Here is a 14,021-nt window from a genome sequence, read left to right as displayed (position 1 = left end):
CGATGTTCGATGGTGGCGCGCTCTCGGCCCTCGCGGCCGTTCCGGGGTCTGAGGACGCTCGCACCTTCGAGATCGTCCGCTGCCCGGAGCGTTTGCGCGCGGTCGGCGACGCCTGGGACCAGCTGTGGAAGAGAGCAGGCGGTTCGCTTTTCCAGGGTCATGCGTGGATCGAGGCCTGGTGGAGCACGGCGCCCGCGCACCCGCGCCGCGAGCTCGCGATCGCCCTGTGCTGGCGCGGCGGAGAGCTCGAAGGCGTTCTACCCCTCGTCGTGACCCGCTGGCACGGCCTGCGCGTGCTCGAATGGGCGGCCAAGGACCAGACCGATTATTGCGACGCGCTGCTGGCGCCGGGAGCCGAGGCATCCACCCTGGTCGGCGAGCTCTGGCTTGCCCTGAACCGCGCCTGCCGCTTCGACCTCGCCTATCTCAGCCACCTCCTGCCGGATGCGGCGTCGCGTCGACTGATCGATGCGGCCGGTCCCGTCCGCTTGCGCCCAGGCAGCCGGGACACGGTGAGCCTGCGCATCGAGGGTGCTGGGAACGGCCAGAGATGGTTCGACGGGCTGTCCGGGAAGGTCCGCAAGGATCTGCGGCGCAAGCGGCGGCTTCTCGAAGAGAGCGGCCCGATCCGCTTCCGGCTGATCGCCGATGACGAGCCGCTCGGCCCCGTGATCGACCGGCTGGCCGATCTCAAGCGCGGATGGGCGACGGCGGCGGGGCTCGCGCCGCCGCTCCTCGACGACGATGCCGCTGCGCTGCGTCACCTCGTCGGCGTGATGGCCGCGAGCCGCCACCTGCGGCTCTTCGTTCTCGAATGCGGGGACACGATCGTCGCCGGCGCCGTGGCCTTCGTCGAGCAGGGAGCGACGAGGGTGTATCTCATCACCCACGATCCGGCCCATGGGCGGGCGTCGCCCGGCGTGCTGCTGATGACCGACTACGCGCGCTGGTCCTTCGACCACGGCATCGCAGAGGTGGACTTCCTATGCGGGGAGGAGGGCTTCAAGGCACGGTTCGGCAACCGTCGCGTCGTCCTCGGCGCGCTGACCGGGGCGCGGACTTGGCGGGGCCGCCTCGCCTTGGGCCTCGATCGCGCCAGGATCGGCGCGCGGGCCGCCGTTACCCGGTCCGGACAGAGCGGGGATGCGGATCGGCAGGACCCCTGAAGCTTGGCCGCTTGCCGAGCTTTCCCTGCCCGGGATACCGTTCGCGCGCTCAGCGATTCTCCGGAAGGATCTCGCCGTCATGTGGCTGCGCCAGTGCTGTCTCGTGCTCTGCCTTGCGCTGTGTCCCGCCGTCGCGTGGGCGGATGCGACGATCCCGACGAAGGACATTCCCGGCGCCAAGGACAGCCCGCTGCTCAAGCGCTACGACGGCTCCTTCATCGTCAGCTACGACCGCGTCGCCTACACGGATTTCCGGCTGCCGCTCTCGAAGCTCGAAGTGACCCCGGAGCGCGACGTCTCCAACAACCGCGCCTTCCGGCCGAAGGAGCAGCGAGAGGTCGAGGGCGCGCGCACCCGGCTGACCTACCTCCTGCCCTCCGAGCGCTCGCCGCTCGAAGTGCTGCGCAACTACCAGGACGAGGTCGAGGCCGTGGGCGGCAGGGTGCTGTTCTCCTGCAAGGAGGAGGGCTGCGGCGGCGACCATCGCCGTTCGAGTTCCGGCGGCGGCAGCGATTCGAGCCTGCTCATGTACTTCGTGCACGAGCGCGATCTGAAGGACCCGGCTTTCTCGAACGGGTCGTGCGCGATGACCACGTCGATCACGGGCCAGCGCTTCTTCTCCGCGCAGATGCCGCATCCCGACGGCGAGGCCTACCTGACGGTCCACACCTACCAGGTCGTGGACACGCAATACTGCAAGGCCTTCAATGGGCGCACCGTCGCGGTCGTGCACTTCGTCGAACCGAAGCCCCGCGACCGCATGATGACCACGGTGAAGGCGGAGGAGATGGCCCGCATTATCGGCGCGAGCGGGCGCATCGCGCTCTACGGCATCCTGTTCGACACCAACAAGACCGAGGTGAAGCCCGAATCGAACGCCACGCTTCAAGAGATTGCCGGGTTGATGAGGTCGGACCCGAAGCTCGCGGTGATCGTCGTCGGCCACACCGACAACCAGGGCGCCTACGAGTACAACCTCGATCTCTCGCGCCGGCGCGCGGAGGCCGTGATCAAGGTGCTGGCCGCGAGCCACGGCATCGATCCGAAGCGCCTGAAGGCGGCAGGCGCCGGCATGATGGCGCCGACCGCGAGCAACGATGCCGAGGACGGCCGGGCCAAGAACCGCCGGGTCGAGCTGGTCAAGCTGAACTGATCCTGCTGCCGGTCAGCGCCAGAAGGGTTTCACGTCGATCAGCTCCTCGTGCGCTTCCGCCGAGGCTTCGAGCAGCGCCTCGACATTCCCCTCCCCGTCCGCTGCGGTGAGGCCGGCGGCGAAGGCGGCGGTCGCGCTGTCCTCGCCCGAGACCACGCTTGCGGCGACCTCGTGAGCGGTCGCGAGGTCGTTCAGCGCCCCGAGGTGGTCCTGCAGGTCGGAGAGGGCCGAGACGAAGGCCTTGTGGCGCTTGGCCGCCTTCCGGCCAGTATAGAGCGAGGCGAAGAACTCGGCGCCGTAGCGCAGCTTCTTCGCCTCGATGCGCACGTGGTGGCGTGCCTCCGGCTCTAGGGTATCGAGGCGGCGTCCGCGCTTCTTGATGCGGCGGCGGGCCCGCTCCAGGACGCTCGCCGCGTAGTCCCCCGCCGGCGCGTCGCGCTCGCGCGGCGCGCGGCCCTTCCGCCAGGGACCGGTTTCGAGCCAGGTCACGAGGTCGAGGATCAGGGCGCGCCAAGCCGGCGATTGCAGCGTGTTGAGCACGGCCTCGTAGGCGCGCTCGCGCTCGACCTCGAGCCGCTGCCGCAGCTCGTCGAGGCCGGCCTCGTCGGGGCGCCGCTTCACCTCGGCCGGAAGGGTCGTCGAGAGGAAAACGTCGAGGTTGCGCGCCTGGCCGAACGGCTCGGTCACCCGCTTGATCTCCTCGCGCAGCTGACCGGCCGCCGGATCCTCCGCGACGATCGGCTTGAACAGCGTGAAGGCCGAGCGCAGGCGGCGCAGGGCCACGCGGATCTGGTGGAGCGCCTCCGGGTCGCGGCTGTGCAGGAAGACGTCCTCGTTGAGGCGCAGGTGCCGCAGGCAGGAGAGCGCGATGGTCCGGAAGGCCTCGCCCGCGCTGACGCCTTCCTCCAATGTCACGGCTCCGGCCTTTCTCGGCCGGCGCAGGGTCTCGTCGGTGAGCGCGAAGCCGCGCTCGCTCTTGCTCAGCGCGCCGAGGCGCAGCGGTGCGGTCTCTGCCAGCGCCTGCGCCAGGGCGAAGAGGTCGCCGGCCGTGCCTTCCTCGAGCTCCAGTTCCAGTTCGCACAAGGGCGCGTCGCCAGCCGGGGTCTCGATCCGGCCCTGGTCGAGGGTCGCCGAAATCCGCGAGGCGCCATAGCTGATGCGGCGGGTCGTGCGCTCGACCACCGTGGCGAACAGCTGGGCGAGTTCCGCGTCCTTCGCCTTGTCGAGGATCTTCGCCGCCGGCGTCTCCGCGAGGGCCGCCAGGTCCGGCAGCGGCCCTTCGACCGGCCCTTCCCACTCGGCTCGGTCGAACAGCCCGGCCGTGACGCTCGCCGCCTTGACCGTCTGGACGTGGTCCCCGCGCTGCACCCGGACCCGCAGCGTCAATCCGTTCGCGCGCAGGTCTCCGCCGGCGGTGTCGAAATAGGTGGAGGTGAGGATCGCCGCTGGTCCGGCCTCGGCCGATTGCAGAAGGGGATGAGTCGCAAGGGCGGCGATATCCGGTCCGGACGCCTCCAGTTTCAACTCGATCTCCCGCGGCTCGCTCATCTGTTTCCTCCGTTGACCCGGCGCCGGCCCGAAGGTCGCCCGAGCGGGCCGAAAAGGCTATCACGCCTCGGCGTACCGCGTCAGGTGGTCCTCGGATGGGCCCGATAGCGGACGAACCGCCGAACCACCGTGGTGGTTCGGGCGCGATGTGTTCGGGAGGAGCCAGGGTGGAGACGACGCGGGACCGGGTGAGGGCCGACCGCCTCTTGGTCGAGGCCGGTCATTTCGAGAGCCGTGCGCAGGCGCAGGCGGCGATCGCGGCCGGCCTCGTCCTCGCCGATGGCCGGAAGGTGACGCGGCCCTCCGACCGACTCGAGCCTGGAATCCGGATCGTGGCGCAGGCGCCCCATCCCTTCGTCTCGCGCGGCGGGCTCAAGCTTGCGGCGGCGCTGGACGCGTTCGGTCTCGACCCGGCGGGCCGGGTCTGCCTCGACATCGGCGCCTCGACCGGCGGCTTTACCGACGCCCTGCTGAGGCGCGGTGCCGCCCATGTCTACGCCGTCGATGTCGGCCGCGACCAGCTGCACGCCCGCCTGCGGACGGACCCGCGCGTCACGAGCCTAGAGGGCACGGACGCCCGCGCCCTCGAACGGGACGCGATCCCATCCCCGCCCGATCTCGTCGCGGTCGACGTCAGCTTTATCGGATTGCGCCTCGTCCTGCCGACCCTCGTTCCGCTGATGGCACAGGGCGGCACGCTCGCCGCGCTGATCAAGCCCCAGTTCGAGGCGGGCCGCGACCGGATCGGCCGCGGCGGGATCGTGCGTGAACCGGAGGTTCACGAGGCCGTTTGCGCCGAGATCCGCGCCTGCCTCGAAGGTCTCGGCATGACGATCCTGGGGTTGATCCCCTCCCCCGTCACCGGGGGTGATGGCAACCGCGAATTCCTGATCGGCGCGCGCCGGGGCGCGGCGTCGTGAGCGAGACGGAAAGCGTGGAAATCTGCCGGCTCGGCGCGCGGGGCGACGGCATCGCGGAGGACGGGACCGCCGTGGCCTACGCCCTGCCCGGCGAGCGCGTCGCGATCCGCCGCGAGGGCGGGCGCGGCCGGCTGGCCGCGATCGAGACCCCCTCCCCGGACCGGACGGAGCCGTTCTGCCCCTATTTCGGTCGCTGCGGCGGCTGCGCCGTGCAGCACCTTGCGTCGGAGCCCTACGCCGCCTGGAAGCGCGGGCTCGTGGCGCAGGCGCTGTCCCAAGCCGGCATCGAGACGTCCCTTCCGCGCCTCGTCGACGCCCATGGCGCCGGACGGCGGCGGCTGACGCTGCATGTCCGCGCCGAGGAGGGCCGGGCGAGCGCCGGGCTTATGACGGCGCGCAGCCACGACCTCGTGCGCATCGATCATTGCCCGATCACCGTTCCCGCCCTGCACCCGGCGCCCGGGATCGCCGAAGCGCTGGCCGCACCCCTGGGTCACGGCCGCAAGCCGCTCGACGCGGCCTTCACGGCGACCGAGGCCGGGCTCGACGTCGACCTGCGCGGCCACGGTCCGGTGAGCGAGGGCGTTCGCGCCGCCCTTGTGCGGCTCGCCGGCGAGTTCGACCTCGCAAGGCTCTCGCTCCACGGCGATGTCGTGGTGGAGCGCCGCCCGCCGGCGATCGCGTCAAGCGGCACGCGGCTGGTCCCACCCGCCGGCGGCTTCCTCCAGGCCACCGCCCGGGGCGAGGCGGTGCTGACCGAGCGGGTGCTCGCCGCCCTCGACAAGCGCGTGAAGCGCGTCGTCGACCTCTTCTCCGGCAGCGGCCCCTTCAGCCTCGCCATGGCGCGGATCTGCGACGTGCATGCCGTCGAGGGCGAGGCCGCGGCGCTGGCGAGCCTCGACCGCGCCCTCCGCGCGACCCCGGGCCTGCGCCGGGTGACGACCGAGCGGCGCGACCTGTTCCGCCGCCCGTTGCTGCCGCTGGAGCTCGATACCTACGACGCCATCGTGTTCGATCCGCCGAGGGCGGGCGCCGGCGCCCAAGCGACGCGGATCGCCGAATCGAAGGTTCCCCTGGTGATCGGCGTCGCCTGCGACGCCGGCACCTTCGCCCGCGACGCGGCCACGCTGATCGCGGGCGGCTATCGCCTGGACGAGGTCACGCCCGTCGACCAGTTCAAGTACTCGGGCCACGTGGAGGTCGTCGGCGTCTTCCGCCGCGAGCCGGCTCGTCGGCGACGGACCTAGGCTCAGCCTTCAGAACAACATGCCCTGCGCATCCTCGTCGCTCGACCGCGGCGCATCCTCCGGCGGCTGGCGGCGGATTGGCGCCGCGGGCTGGGGCTGGCCGAGGGGCTCGATCAGGTCCGCATCGTCGTTGCGCACGTCGTTGACCCGTGCGCTGACGGGATCGATGGCGAGCCAATCCTCCGGACAGGGCCGGCAGAGGGCGGCAGCCGGGCCCGGCTCGACGCCGCGGACGTCCAGCCATCGATCCACAGCTTCCGGTGAGAGGATTGCCGGCATTCGGTCGTGGACGCCGGCCAGCACGCCGTTGGCGCCCGTCGTGACGATGGCCGCCGTGTCGATCTCGGAGCCGTCGGCGCCGAGCCAATTCTCCCAGAGGCCGGCGAGCGCCATGGGCGCGCCGTCGGTGCGGCGGATCATGAAGGGCGTCCGCTTCGCCGCCCGGCCCGTGCCCTCGCGGCGCCATTCGTAGAAGCCGTCGGCGAGGAAGACGCAGCGGCGGTGGCGCAGCGCGCCGCGGAAGGTCGGCTTCTCTTGGACGGTCTCGACCCGCGCGTTGATGACGAGAGGAAAGTCCTTCGGGTCCTTGAGCCAGCTCGGCCAGAACCCCCAGCGCATCAGCCGGAAATGCCGTTCGCCACCATCCGCGAACACCACCGGCACGGGCTGCGTCGGTGCCACGTTGTAGCGCGGCGGGAAGTTCGGGCGCTCGGCATAGCCGGAGAACTCCCGGAAGAGGTGGGGCGCCTGCCTGATGAAGAAGCGGCCGCACATCTACAGCCACTTCTTCCAACGGAAGAACACGTAGGGCAGCACCGCGGCCACGATCATCATGACCACGGCCATCGGATAGCCGTACTGCCATTCGAGCTCCGGCATCGCCTTGAAGTTCATGCCGTAGAGCGAGGCGATCAGCGTCGGCGGCATGAACACCACCGCCATGACCGAGAACAGCTTGATGATGTTGTTCTGCTCCAGGTTGACGAGACCGAGCGTCGCGTCGAGCAGGAACTGGATCTTCGAGGACAGGAAGGTGGCGTGCTCCTCGAGCGACTGGAGGTCGCGCAGGGTCGAGCGCACGTCCTCGCGCAGCTCGCGGGGCGCCTTGGCCGTCCGGTAGGTCGCCGAGAGCGAGAGCAGGATGCGCTCCATGGAGACGAGGCTCTCGCGCTGTTTCGAGATGAGGTCGCCGTGGCGGCCGAGCGCGCGCAGCGTGTCCTGCAGGGCCGTGTTGCGGGCGCTCGGATCCTCCTTCACCTCGAAGATCTTGCCCGAGAGTCTGTCGATGCGCTCGCCCTGGAGCTGGAGCACGTCCGCCGCGCGGTCGATTACCGTCTCGATGAGCCCCGCCAGGATGGTCTCGCCGGAGGGCGCGGCGGCCGGTCCGTTGCCCGTCGCGCGGCCCGCCCGCAGCGTGTACATACGGAAGGCCTGCGGCTCCTCGTAGCGCACCGTGACGAGGCGGTTGCCCTTCAGGATGAAGGTGATGCCAGCCAGCCCCGGCTCCTCGGAATCGCTGACCTTCGAGAGCACCCGGCCCGTCATGTAGCGGGCGCCGTCCTCCACGTAGAGGAGTTCGGACGGCTCGATGTCCTTCATCTCCTCACGGGTCGGCACCGTGATCCCGAGGAAGGCCTCCACCTTGAGATCCTCTTCGCGGGTGGGGCGGACCATGTCGAGCCAGAGCGTATCGTCGTGGATCGTATCCTGGAGTTCGAGGGAGCGGCGTTCGAGAACGACGCTCCCTGTTTCGGAAACCGGATGATGGGTGAAGATCAAGGGCAGCTCTCAGGAATGGGCCGCTCTCAATCGAGAGCACCCGGAGGCGGTTCGCTCGCATCCGGCACGAAGAAGTCCGGCGCAAGAGGAATTCCGGGTGTGACGCGGTATTGTGTGAAGTCCGTGACACCCTGCTCGGCGAGGAAGGTGTCGTCGATGAGGAAGCGGCCGGTGATCTCCCGCGACGGCTTCAGGAACAGGGCATGCGCCGCGTCGGCGATGATCTCGGGCGTCCGGCTCGCCTGCATCAGCGCCTCGCCGCCCAGCAGGTTCTGGACGGCCGCGGTGGCGATGGTGGTGCGCGGCCACAGCGCGTTGACGGCGATGCCCTTCTTCCGGAGCTCCCCGGCCAGCCCGAGCACGCACAGCGACATGCCGAACTTTGCCATGGTGTAGGCGAGGTGGGGCGCGAACCACTTCTCCTGCATGTCGAGGGGCGGCGACAGCATCAGGATGTGCGGGTTCTCCGACCTGGCGAGATGGGGCATCGCGTATTTGGAGACCATGTAGGTGCCGCGCGTGTTGATCTGGTGCATCAGGTCGAAGCGCTTCATCTCGGTCAGCGGCGTCGGCGTCAGCGAGATGGCACTGGCGTTGTTCACGACGATGTCGATGCCGCCGAAGGTGCTCGCGGTGCGCTCGATCGCGGAGACGACACTCTCCTCCTCGCGGACGTCGACGAGGAGCGGCAGGGCGCGCCCGCCCGCCGCCTCGATCGCTGCAGCGGCCGTGTGGATCGTTCCTTCGAGCTTCGGGTGCGGCGTGTCGGTCTTCGCGGCGATGGCGACGTTGGCCCCGTCACGGGCAGCGCGCAGGCCGATCGCCAGGCCGATTCCGCGCGAGGCGCCGGTAATGAACAGGGTCTTGCCCTTCAGCGATCCAGTCATGGTGTCCTCCTCAAGATCCGAGCTGGAAGCGGCCGGGCCTTGTGCCGTCCGAATCCGTGAAGCCGTACTGCGCGGCGAGGTCGCCTGCGTGCAGGATGTGGCCGGCGCGCGCCGTCACGGCCGGGTCGGCGGCGAGCGCCGCCATTGCGCGGCCGGCATAAAGCGGGCTCTCCGTGGCGAGTGACTCCTGGCCGGCGTCGCGGACGCGCTCCGTGCGGACATAGCCCGGCGAGAGGGCGAGCGCGGTGACGCCGTGCGGGCGCAGCTCCTCGGCACAGGCCAGCGCCAGCCGGTTCGTCGCCGCCTTGGCGAGGTCGTAGTAGATGTCGCCGAGGTAACCGCCCGTGTCGAAGGAGACGAAGGCGAGGAGCCCCTGGCGCGCCGAGACCATCGCGGGCGCCACGGCCCGGGCGAGCAGCAGACCGGCATAGGGGCCGACGCCGAGGAAGCCTGCGAAGGGCTCGGCGGAGCGTCGCCAGAAGGGCGTGCCCCATTCCGCGCCGTCGGGATAGCGGGTGCCGTCGTAGCCCTCGTTTCCGCCCCAGACGCTCGAGACTGCGACGTCGATCCGCCCGAAGCGCCGCAGCGCCCAGTGTACGAGGGTGTCGACCGCCCGCTCGCTGGTGTGGTCGCAGATGTAGTGGTGACCCTCGCCTCCGGCGGCGTCGACCGCGCGCGCGGTATCCTCGATCGTCTCCGGCCGGCTCTCGGTGCGCGGACCCGTCTCGCTCGAACGGGCGGTGACGATCACGGTGGCGCCGGCTTCGCCTAGGCCCCGCGCGATCCCCCGGCCGACGCCCCGCGAGGCGCCGGCCACGAGGCAGACCTTGCCGGCGAGGTTCGGCGCGGTCACGCGGCCGTGCCGGGCTTCGCGCCGCGGCTCAGGAAGCTCATGAAGGCCGCCTGCGCCTCGGCAGAACGCAAGCGCTTCTCGAAGGCCACGGCCTCGGCTTCGAGCGCCGCCTCGATCGCCTCCTGGTCACCTCGGATCAGCGCGCGCGAGGCTGCGACGGCGCCGCGCGGGAGGGCGGCGAGCCTCGCGGCCTTGGCCACGGCGTGCTCGACCAGCATCTCGGCCGGGATCACGGCGTTGGCGAGACCGAGCCGTACCGCCTCGTCGGCGTCGAAGGTCTCCGAGAGGAGCAGCATCTCGGTTGCCTTGGCGAGGCCGACCCGGCGCGGAAGCAGATAGGAGGACGCCGCCTCGGGCACGAGGCCGAGCTCCACGAACGGCATCCGGAAGCGGGCAGCGGGACTCGCATAGACGAGGTCGCAATGAAGCGTCAGCGTCGTGCCGATGCCGACCGCGATGCCGTCCACGGCCGCGACCATCGGCGTCTTCGTGCGCGCGAGCTGACGGATGAAGTGCAGGGCCGGCGCATCGGTAAAGGGCTTGGCGGCACCCGCGGCGAAATCCGCGATGTCGTTACCGGCCGTGAAGATGCCCGGCGTGCCGGCGAAGACGATGGCACCGACGGCATCGGACCCGTCCGCGCCCGTGAGCGCCTCGCGCATGGAATCGTACATGGCGCCGGTCAGCGCGTTCTTCTTCTCAGGGCGCGCGAAGCCGATGAGCCTCACACCGCCGGCGAGATCTTCGATCGTGACGTGCTCGCTCATCGTTTCCTCGCCGTTCTTCCCCTCCCCCTTGTGGGGAGGGGTCCGGGGTGGGGATGGTTCCGCTAGCCTCCGCAGCAGGGTCGCCCAGCCACCCCCACCTCCCACTCCTCCCCACAAGGGGGAGGAGAGAGTCGCGCTTACTTGAGCCGCGTTCGTGTCGCCGCTGGTCGGCGATCAGCTCGCCAGCGCCAGCGCGGCGCCTTCCGTGAAGGCGCCGCCGTCGATCACGCTCTCCTCCAGTCCGCCCGCCGCGACGAGCAGATTCTCGGCGTAGAACCGCGCCAGGGCGATCCGGGCGGCATGGGCCGGGTCGGTCTCGCCTGCCTTGAGCGCGGCGCTCGAGGCCAGGGCTGCGCGGGCGAGGCAGGCGCCGCCCTGGGCAAGCCCGAACAGCCGCAGGTAGGGGGTCGCCCCGGCGAGCGCCGCGTCCGGGCGGTTCGAGCCCAGCGCCTTGAGCTGGAAGCTCGTCGCCCGGTCGAGGCTCTCGATCGCGGCGCGCAGGCGGGCGGCCGTGTGGCCGAAGGCCGGCGCGGCGTCCTTCAGGACACCTTCGACAGCCCGACGCATCGATGCGATCTGGGCTTGGACTGTGGCGCCGCCGTTCAGCGGCAGCTTGCGCGTGACGAGGTCGATCGCCTGGATGCCGTTGGTGCCCTCGTAGATCGCGAGGATGCGTGCGTCGCGCATGTGCTGGGCGGCGCCCGTCTCCTCGACGAAGCCCATGCCGCCGTGGACCTGGACGCCGAGCGAGGTGACCTCGTTGGCGATGTCGGTCGCGAAGGCCTTGGCGACGGGCGTGAGCAGCGAGGCGCGATCGTTCCCGGCCTTGCCCTCCGGGCCGTGCGCGGCGTCGAGCCCCTCTGCGGTGACGTAGCAAATGCCGCGCGCGGCGGCCGTGTAGGCCTTCATGGTGAGCAGCATGCGCTGGACGTCGGCATGCTCGACGATCGGGCTCGTCGTCTCGGCACCGGTGGTCCGCCCCTGGCGCCGATCGCGGGCATAGGTCAGCGCCTGCTGGTAGGCCCGCTCGGCGATGCCGACGCCCTGCAGACCGACATTCAGGCGGGCCGAGTTCATCATCGTGAACATGCAGGCCAGGCCCCGGTTCTCCTCACCGATCAGCCAGCCCGTGGCGCCGCCATGGTCGCCGAAGGCCATCGAGCAGGTCGGCGACCCGTGGATGCCGAGCTTGTGCTCGATGCCGGAGCAGCGCAGGTCGTTGCGGCTGCCGTCCGGCAGGAACTTCGGCACCAGGAACAGCGAGATGCCCCGCGTGCCTGCCGGCGCGTCCTTCAGTCTCGCCAGGACGAGATGGACGATGTTGTCCGTGAGATCATGCTCGCCGTAGGTGATGTAGATCTTCGAGCCGGTGATCCGGTATGAGCCGTCGCCCGCAGGCTCGGCGCGGCTGCGCAGCAGCGAGAGGTCGGAGCCGGCCTGCGGCTCCGTCAGGTTCATGGTCGCGGTCCATTCGCCGGAGACCAGCTTTCCCAGGTAGCGCGCCTTCAGCTCCTCGGAGCCGTGAGCGGTCAAGGCCTCGATGGCGCCGGCGGTCAGGAGCGGGCAGAGGCCGAAGGCGATGCTTGCCGCGTTCCACATCTCGTTGCAGGCGGCATTGATAAGGAGCGGAAGGCCCTGGCCGCCATAGTCCGGTTCCGCGCTGAGCCCGTTCCAGCCGCCCTCGATCCAGGTTCGGTAGGCCGCCTTCCAGCCCGGCGGCGTCGTGACGACCCCGTCGTGCAAAGGCGTGCCGTGCCGGTCCCCGACCTTGTTCAGCGGCGCGATCACCGAATCAGCGACGCGGCCGGCCTCGTGAAGGATCGCCTCCGCGTCCTCGATCGTGAGATCGCCGAGGGCGCCCGATGCGATCGCTTGATCGAGCCCGGCGACGTGGCGGAGCGCGAAGGCCATCTCGGCCACGGGCGCACGATAGGACATCGATGATTCCTCCCGCGTCGTCTCAGGCGACGCTTCGGTGTTGGTCTGGGCCGGTGTATGACGCCCGCGCCGGATCGGCGCGAGGCCGGAGCGCGGCGGATGCGAGCGTAAATAGGACCGGCCGCAGGGCCCGTCACGACGAGAGATAGTTTATATATGAACCATCTCGGGTCAATCCCCACGGCGAGGCTGAACGCGGATGCGGCGGGAATTGCGGAGGCTGCGCGCTTGGTGGGCGCCGGCGGGGTCGTCGCATTTCCGACGGAGACCGTCTACGGGCTCGGAGCCGACGCCACAGACCCGGTCTCGGTCGCAAAGATCTTCGCCGCCAAGGAAAGGCCGCGCTTTAACCCCTTGATCTCGCACCTGCCGGATCTCGCGGCAGTGAGACGCGAGGGCGTGCTGAACGCCGCGGCCGAGCGCCTCGCCGAGGCTTTCTGGCCCGGCCCTCTGACGCTCGTCGTACCGGCCTCGTCCGATGGTTCCGTCTGCGACTTCGCACGCGCGGGACTTCAGAGCGTCGCCCTGCGCGTGCCCGACCATCCGATCGCCCGTGAGATCCTTTCGCGGGCGAACCGCCCGATCGCAGCGCCCTCGGCCAACCGCTCCGGGCGGGTCAGCCCGACGACCGCGGAGCACGTGCTCGCGGACCTTGATGGGCGTATCGCGGCAATACTCGACGGTGGCACAACCCGCGTGGGTCTCGAATCGACGGTCGTCGCCTGTTTCGACGGCCGGGTCCGGTTGCTCCGACCCGGCGGGGTAACGCGCGAGGATCTTGCGCGCGTGCTCGGCGCCGCCCCGGACGAAGCCGACAATTCGGAGCGGCCCGTCGGGCCGGGACTGCTCGCATCCCATTACGCGCCCCGCGCCGCGATTCGCCTGAACGCGACACGGATCGAACCCGGCGAGGCGGCGCTCCTCTTCGGCCCGGCGGATGCGAGCGGCGTGAGCGAGGCTCGGGCTCACTTCAATCTGAGCCCCTCCGGCGATCTGGTCGAGGCCGCCGCCCGCCTGTTCGCCGGTCTGCACCGTCTCGACGCCTCCGGCGCCTCGGTCATCGCGGTCGCGCCCGTCCCGGGATCGGGGCTCGGGGAGGCTATCAACGACCGCCTTCGCAGGGCCGCGGCGCCGCGCTAAAATTTTTTGGAAAAGCCGGGGAACTTACGCCGGCGCTGGCCCGTTGATCCATCACGAAGGCCAGTTCAGCCCCCAATGGCCTTTTTCCTTCAAAGGCTCGGAGTGATCCGGGCCTTTTTTCTTGCGCGCGGCAGGCCTCGACGTCAGGCCGCCGGGCGGCTCGCCTCGACCGCCACAATCTCGATCTCGTGGCCGTTGACCTCGACGGTGTCGCCGCGGCTCCTTCCGGTGAGCGCCTGCGCCATCGGTGAGACATATGAGATCGAGCCGGCACTCGGCTCCGCCTCATCCTCTCCGACGATGCGGAAGGTCTGCCGGCTCCCGTCCTCTCGTTCGATCGTCACGTTCGAACCGAAATACACGGCTTCACCCTCGATCGGATCGACGCGCTGGGCGGTGCCCAGGCGGTTGGTCCAGTAGCGCAGGTCCCGCGAGACGCGTGCGGTGTCCGCCTTGGCCTCCGGATTAAGGGACGCTGCCTCCGCCTGGAGGCGCGCGACCTCGGCCTCGATCTGCGCAAGGCCCTCGGGTGTGACGAAGTTGGTGTGAGGTGAGATGGGACGATCGGGGAGGTCCTCGAAAACCTCTCCGCCCTCCCGCTCGCGAACGAAGGCTTGGCTCAT

At 70.2% G+C, this 14,021-nt stretch carries 13 protein-coding genes; 5 read left to right on the top strand and 8 right to left on the bottom strand.

The features are described from left to right. Positions 1–2 precede the first annotated feature (2 nt). Complete coding sequence (locus tag MFF55_RS02260; protein WP_238242449.1) at positions 3–1,166, top strand: GNAT family N-acetyltransferase; 1,164 nt, start codon at positions 3–5, stop codon at positions 1,164–1,166. Positions 1,167–1,245: 79 nt separating this feature from the next. Further along, complete coding sequence (locus MFF55_RS02255; protein ID WP_238242448.1) at positions 1,246–2,319, top strand: OmpA family protein; 1,074 nt, start codon at positions 1,246–1,248, stop codon at positions 2,317–2,319. A gap of 12 nt (positions 2,320–2,331) precedes the next feature. Here the strand turns inward: MFF55_RS02255 and MFF55_RS02250 are convergent, their stop codons facing one another. Then, on the bottom strand, positions 2,332–3,867 hold the full coding sequence (locus MFF55_RS02250) for a CYTH and CHAD domain-containing protein (protein WP_238242447.1): 1,536 nt from the start codon (positions 3,865–3,867) through the stop codon (positions 2,332–2,334). 146 nt (positions 3,868–4,013) lie between these two features. Here MFF55_RS02250 and MFF55_RS02245 point away from each other — a divergent pair, with 146 nt between their 5' ends. Beyond that, entirely contained in the window at positions 4,014–4,787 is a 774-nt protein-coding gene (locus MFF55_RS02245; protein WP_373874695.1) for a TlyA family RNA methyltransferase, read from the top strand. Continuing rightward, positions 4,784–6,034 carry a class I SAM-dependent RNA methyltransferase gene (locus MFF55_RS02240; RefSeq protein WP_238242445.1) on the top strand — a complete coding sequence of 417 codons (1,251 nt, stop codon included), beginning with the start codon at positions 4,784–4,786 and terminating at the stop codon, positions 6,032–6,034. The genes MFF55_RS02245 and MFF55_RS02240 overlap by 4 nt, the downstream gene beginning before the upstream one ends. Positions 6,035–6,043: 9 nt before the next feature. Here the strand turns inward: MFF55_RS02240 and MFF55_RS02235 are convergent, their stop codons facing one another. From MFF55_RS02235 to MFF55_RS02210, 6 genes are all read right to left on the bottom strand, one after another. After that, positions 6,044–6,808: an SOS response-associated peptidase gene (locus MFF55_RS02235; protein WP_238242444.1), complete on the bottom strand. Its 765-nt coding sequence runs from the start codon at positions 6,806–6,808 to the stop codon at positions 6,044–6,046. After that, the gene (locus MFF55_RS02230) at positions 6,809–7,813 is read right to left on the bottom strand and encodes a magnesium transporter CorA family protein (RefSeq protein WP_238242443.1); all 1,005 of its coding nucleotides are present in this window, start codon (positions 7,811–7,813) and stop codon (positions 6,809–6,811) included. It abuts the gene before it with no gap. A gap of 26 nt (positions 7,814–7,839) precedes the next feature. Then, positions 7,840–8,700 carry an SDR family oxidoreductase gene (locus tag MFF55_RS02225; RefSeq protein WP_238242442.1) on the bottom strand — a complete coding sequence of 287 codons (861 nt, stop codon included), beginning with the start codon at positions 8,698–8,700 and terminating at the stop codon, positions 7,840–7,842. A gap of 10 nt (positions 8,701–8,710) precedes the next feature. Then, a complete protein-coding gene (locus MFF55_RS02220; RefSeq protein WP_238242528.1) occupies positions 8,711–9,517 on the bottom strand; it encodes an SDR family NAD(P)-dependent oxidoreductase in 807 nt (268 codons plus the stop codon). Between the two features lie 32 nt (positions 9,518–9,549). Then, positions 9,550–10,320, bottom strand: coding sequence for an enoyl-CoA hydratase-related protein (locus MFF55_RS02215; protein ID WP_238242441.1), 771 nt, complete (start codon positions 10,318–10,320; stop codon positions 9,550–9,552). Positions 10,321–10,494: 174 nt separating this feature from the next. After that, positions 10,495–12,258, bottom strand: coding sequence for an acyl-CoA dehydrogenase family protein (locus MFF55_RS02210; protein WP_238242440.1), 1,764 nt, complete (start codon positions 12,256–12,258; stop codon positions 10,495–10,497). A gap of 156 nt (positions 12,259–12,414) precedes the next feature. On the opposite strand from MFF55_RS02210, the gene MFF55_RS02205 reads away from it, so the two are divergent. Then, positions 12,415–13,398, top strand: coding sequence for an L-threonylcarbamoyladenylate synthase (locus MFF55_RS02205; protein ID WP_238242439.1), 984 nt, complete (start codon positions 12,415–12,417; stop codon positions 13,396–13,398). Positions 13,399–13,541: 143 nt separating this feature from the next. On the opposite strand, the gene greA is transcribed toward MFF55_RS02205, so the two are convergent. Then, on the bottom strand, positions 13,542–14,021 hold the full coding sequence (gene greA, locus MFF55_RS02200; protein WP_238242438.1) for a transcription elongation factor GreA: 480 nt from the start codon (positions 14,019–14,021) through the stop codon (positions 13,542–13,544).

The organism is Methylobacterium iners, assembly GCF_022179305.1.
In the GTDB taxonomy this organism is placed as follows: Bacteria; Pseudomonadota; Alphaproteobacteria; order Rhizobiales; family Beijerinckiaceae; genus Methylobacterium; species Methylobacterium iners.
The sequence above is the reverse complement of the archived record's forward strand: the minus strand, read 5'-3'. Positions and strand labels throughout refer to the sequence as shown.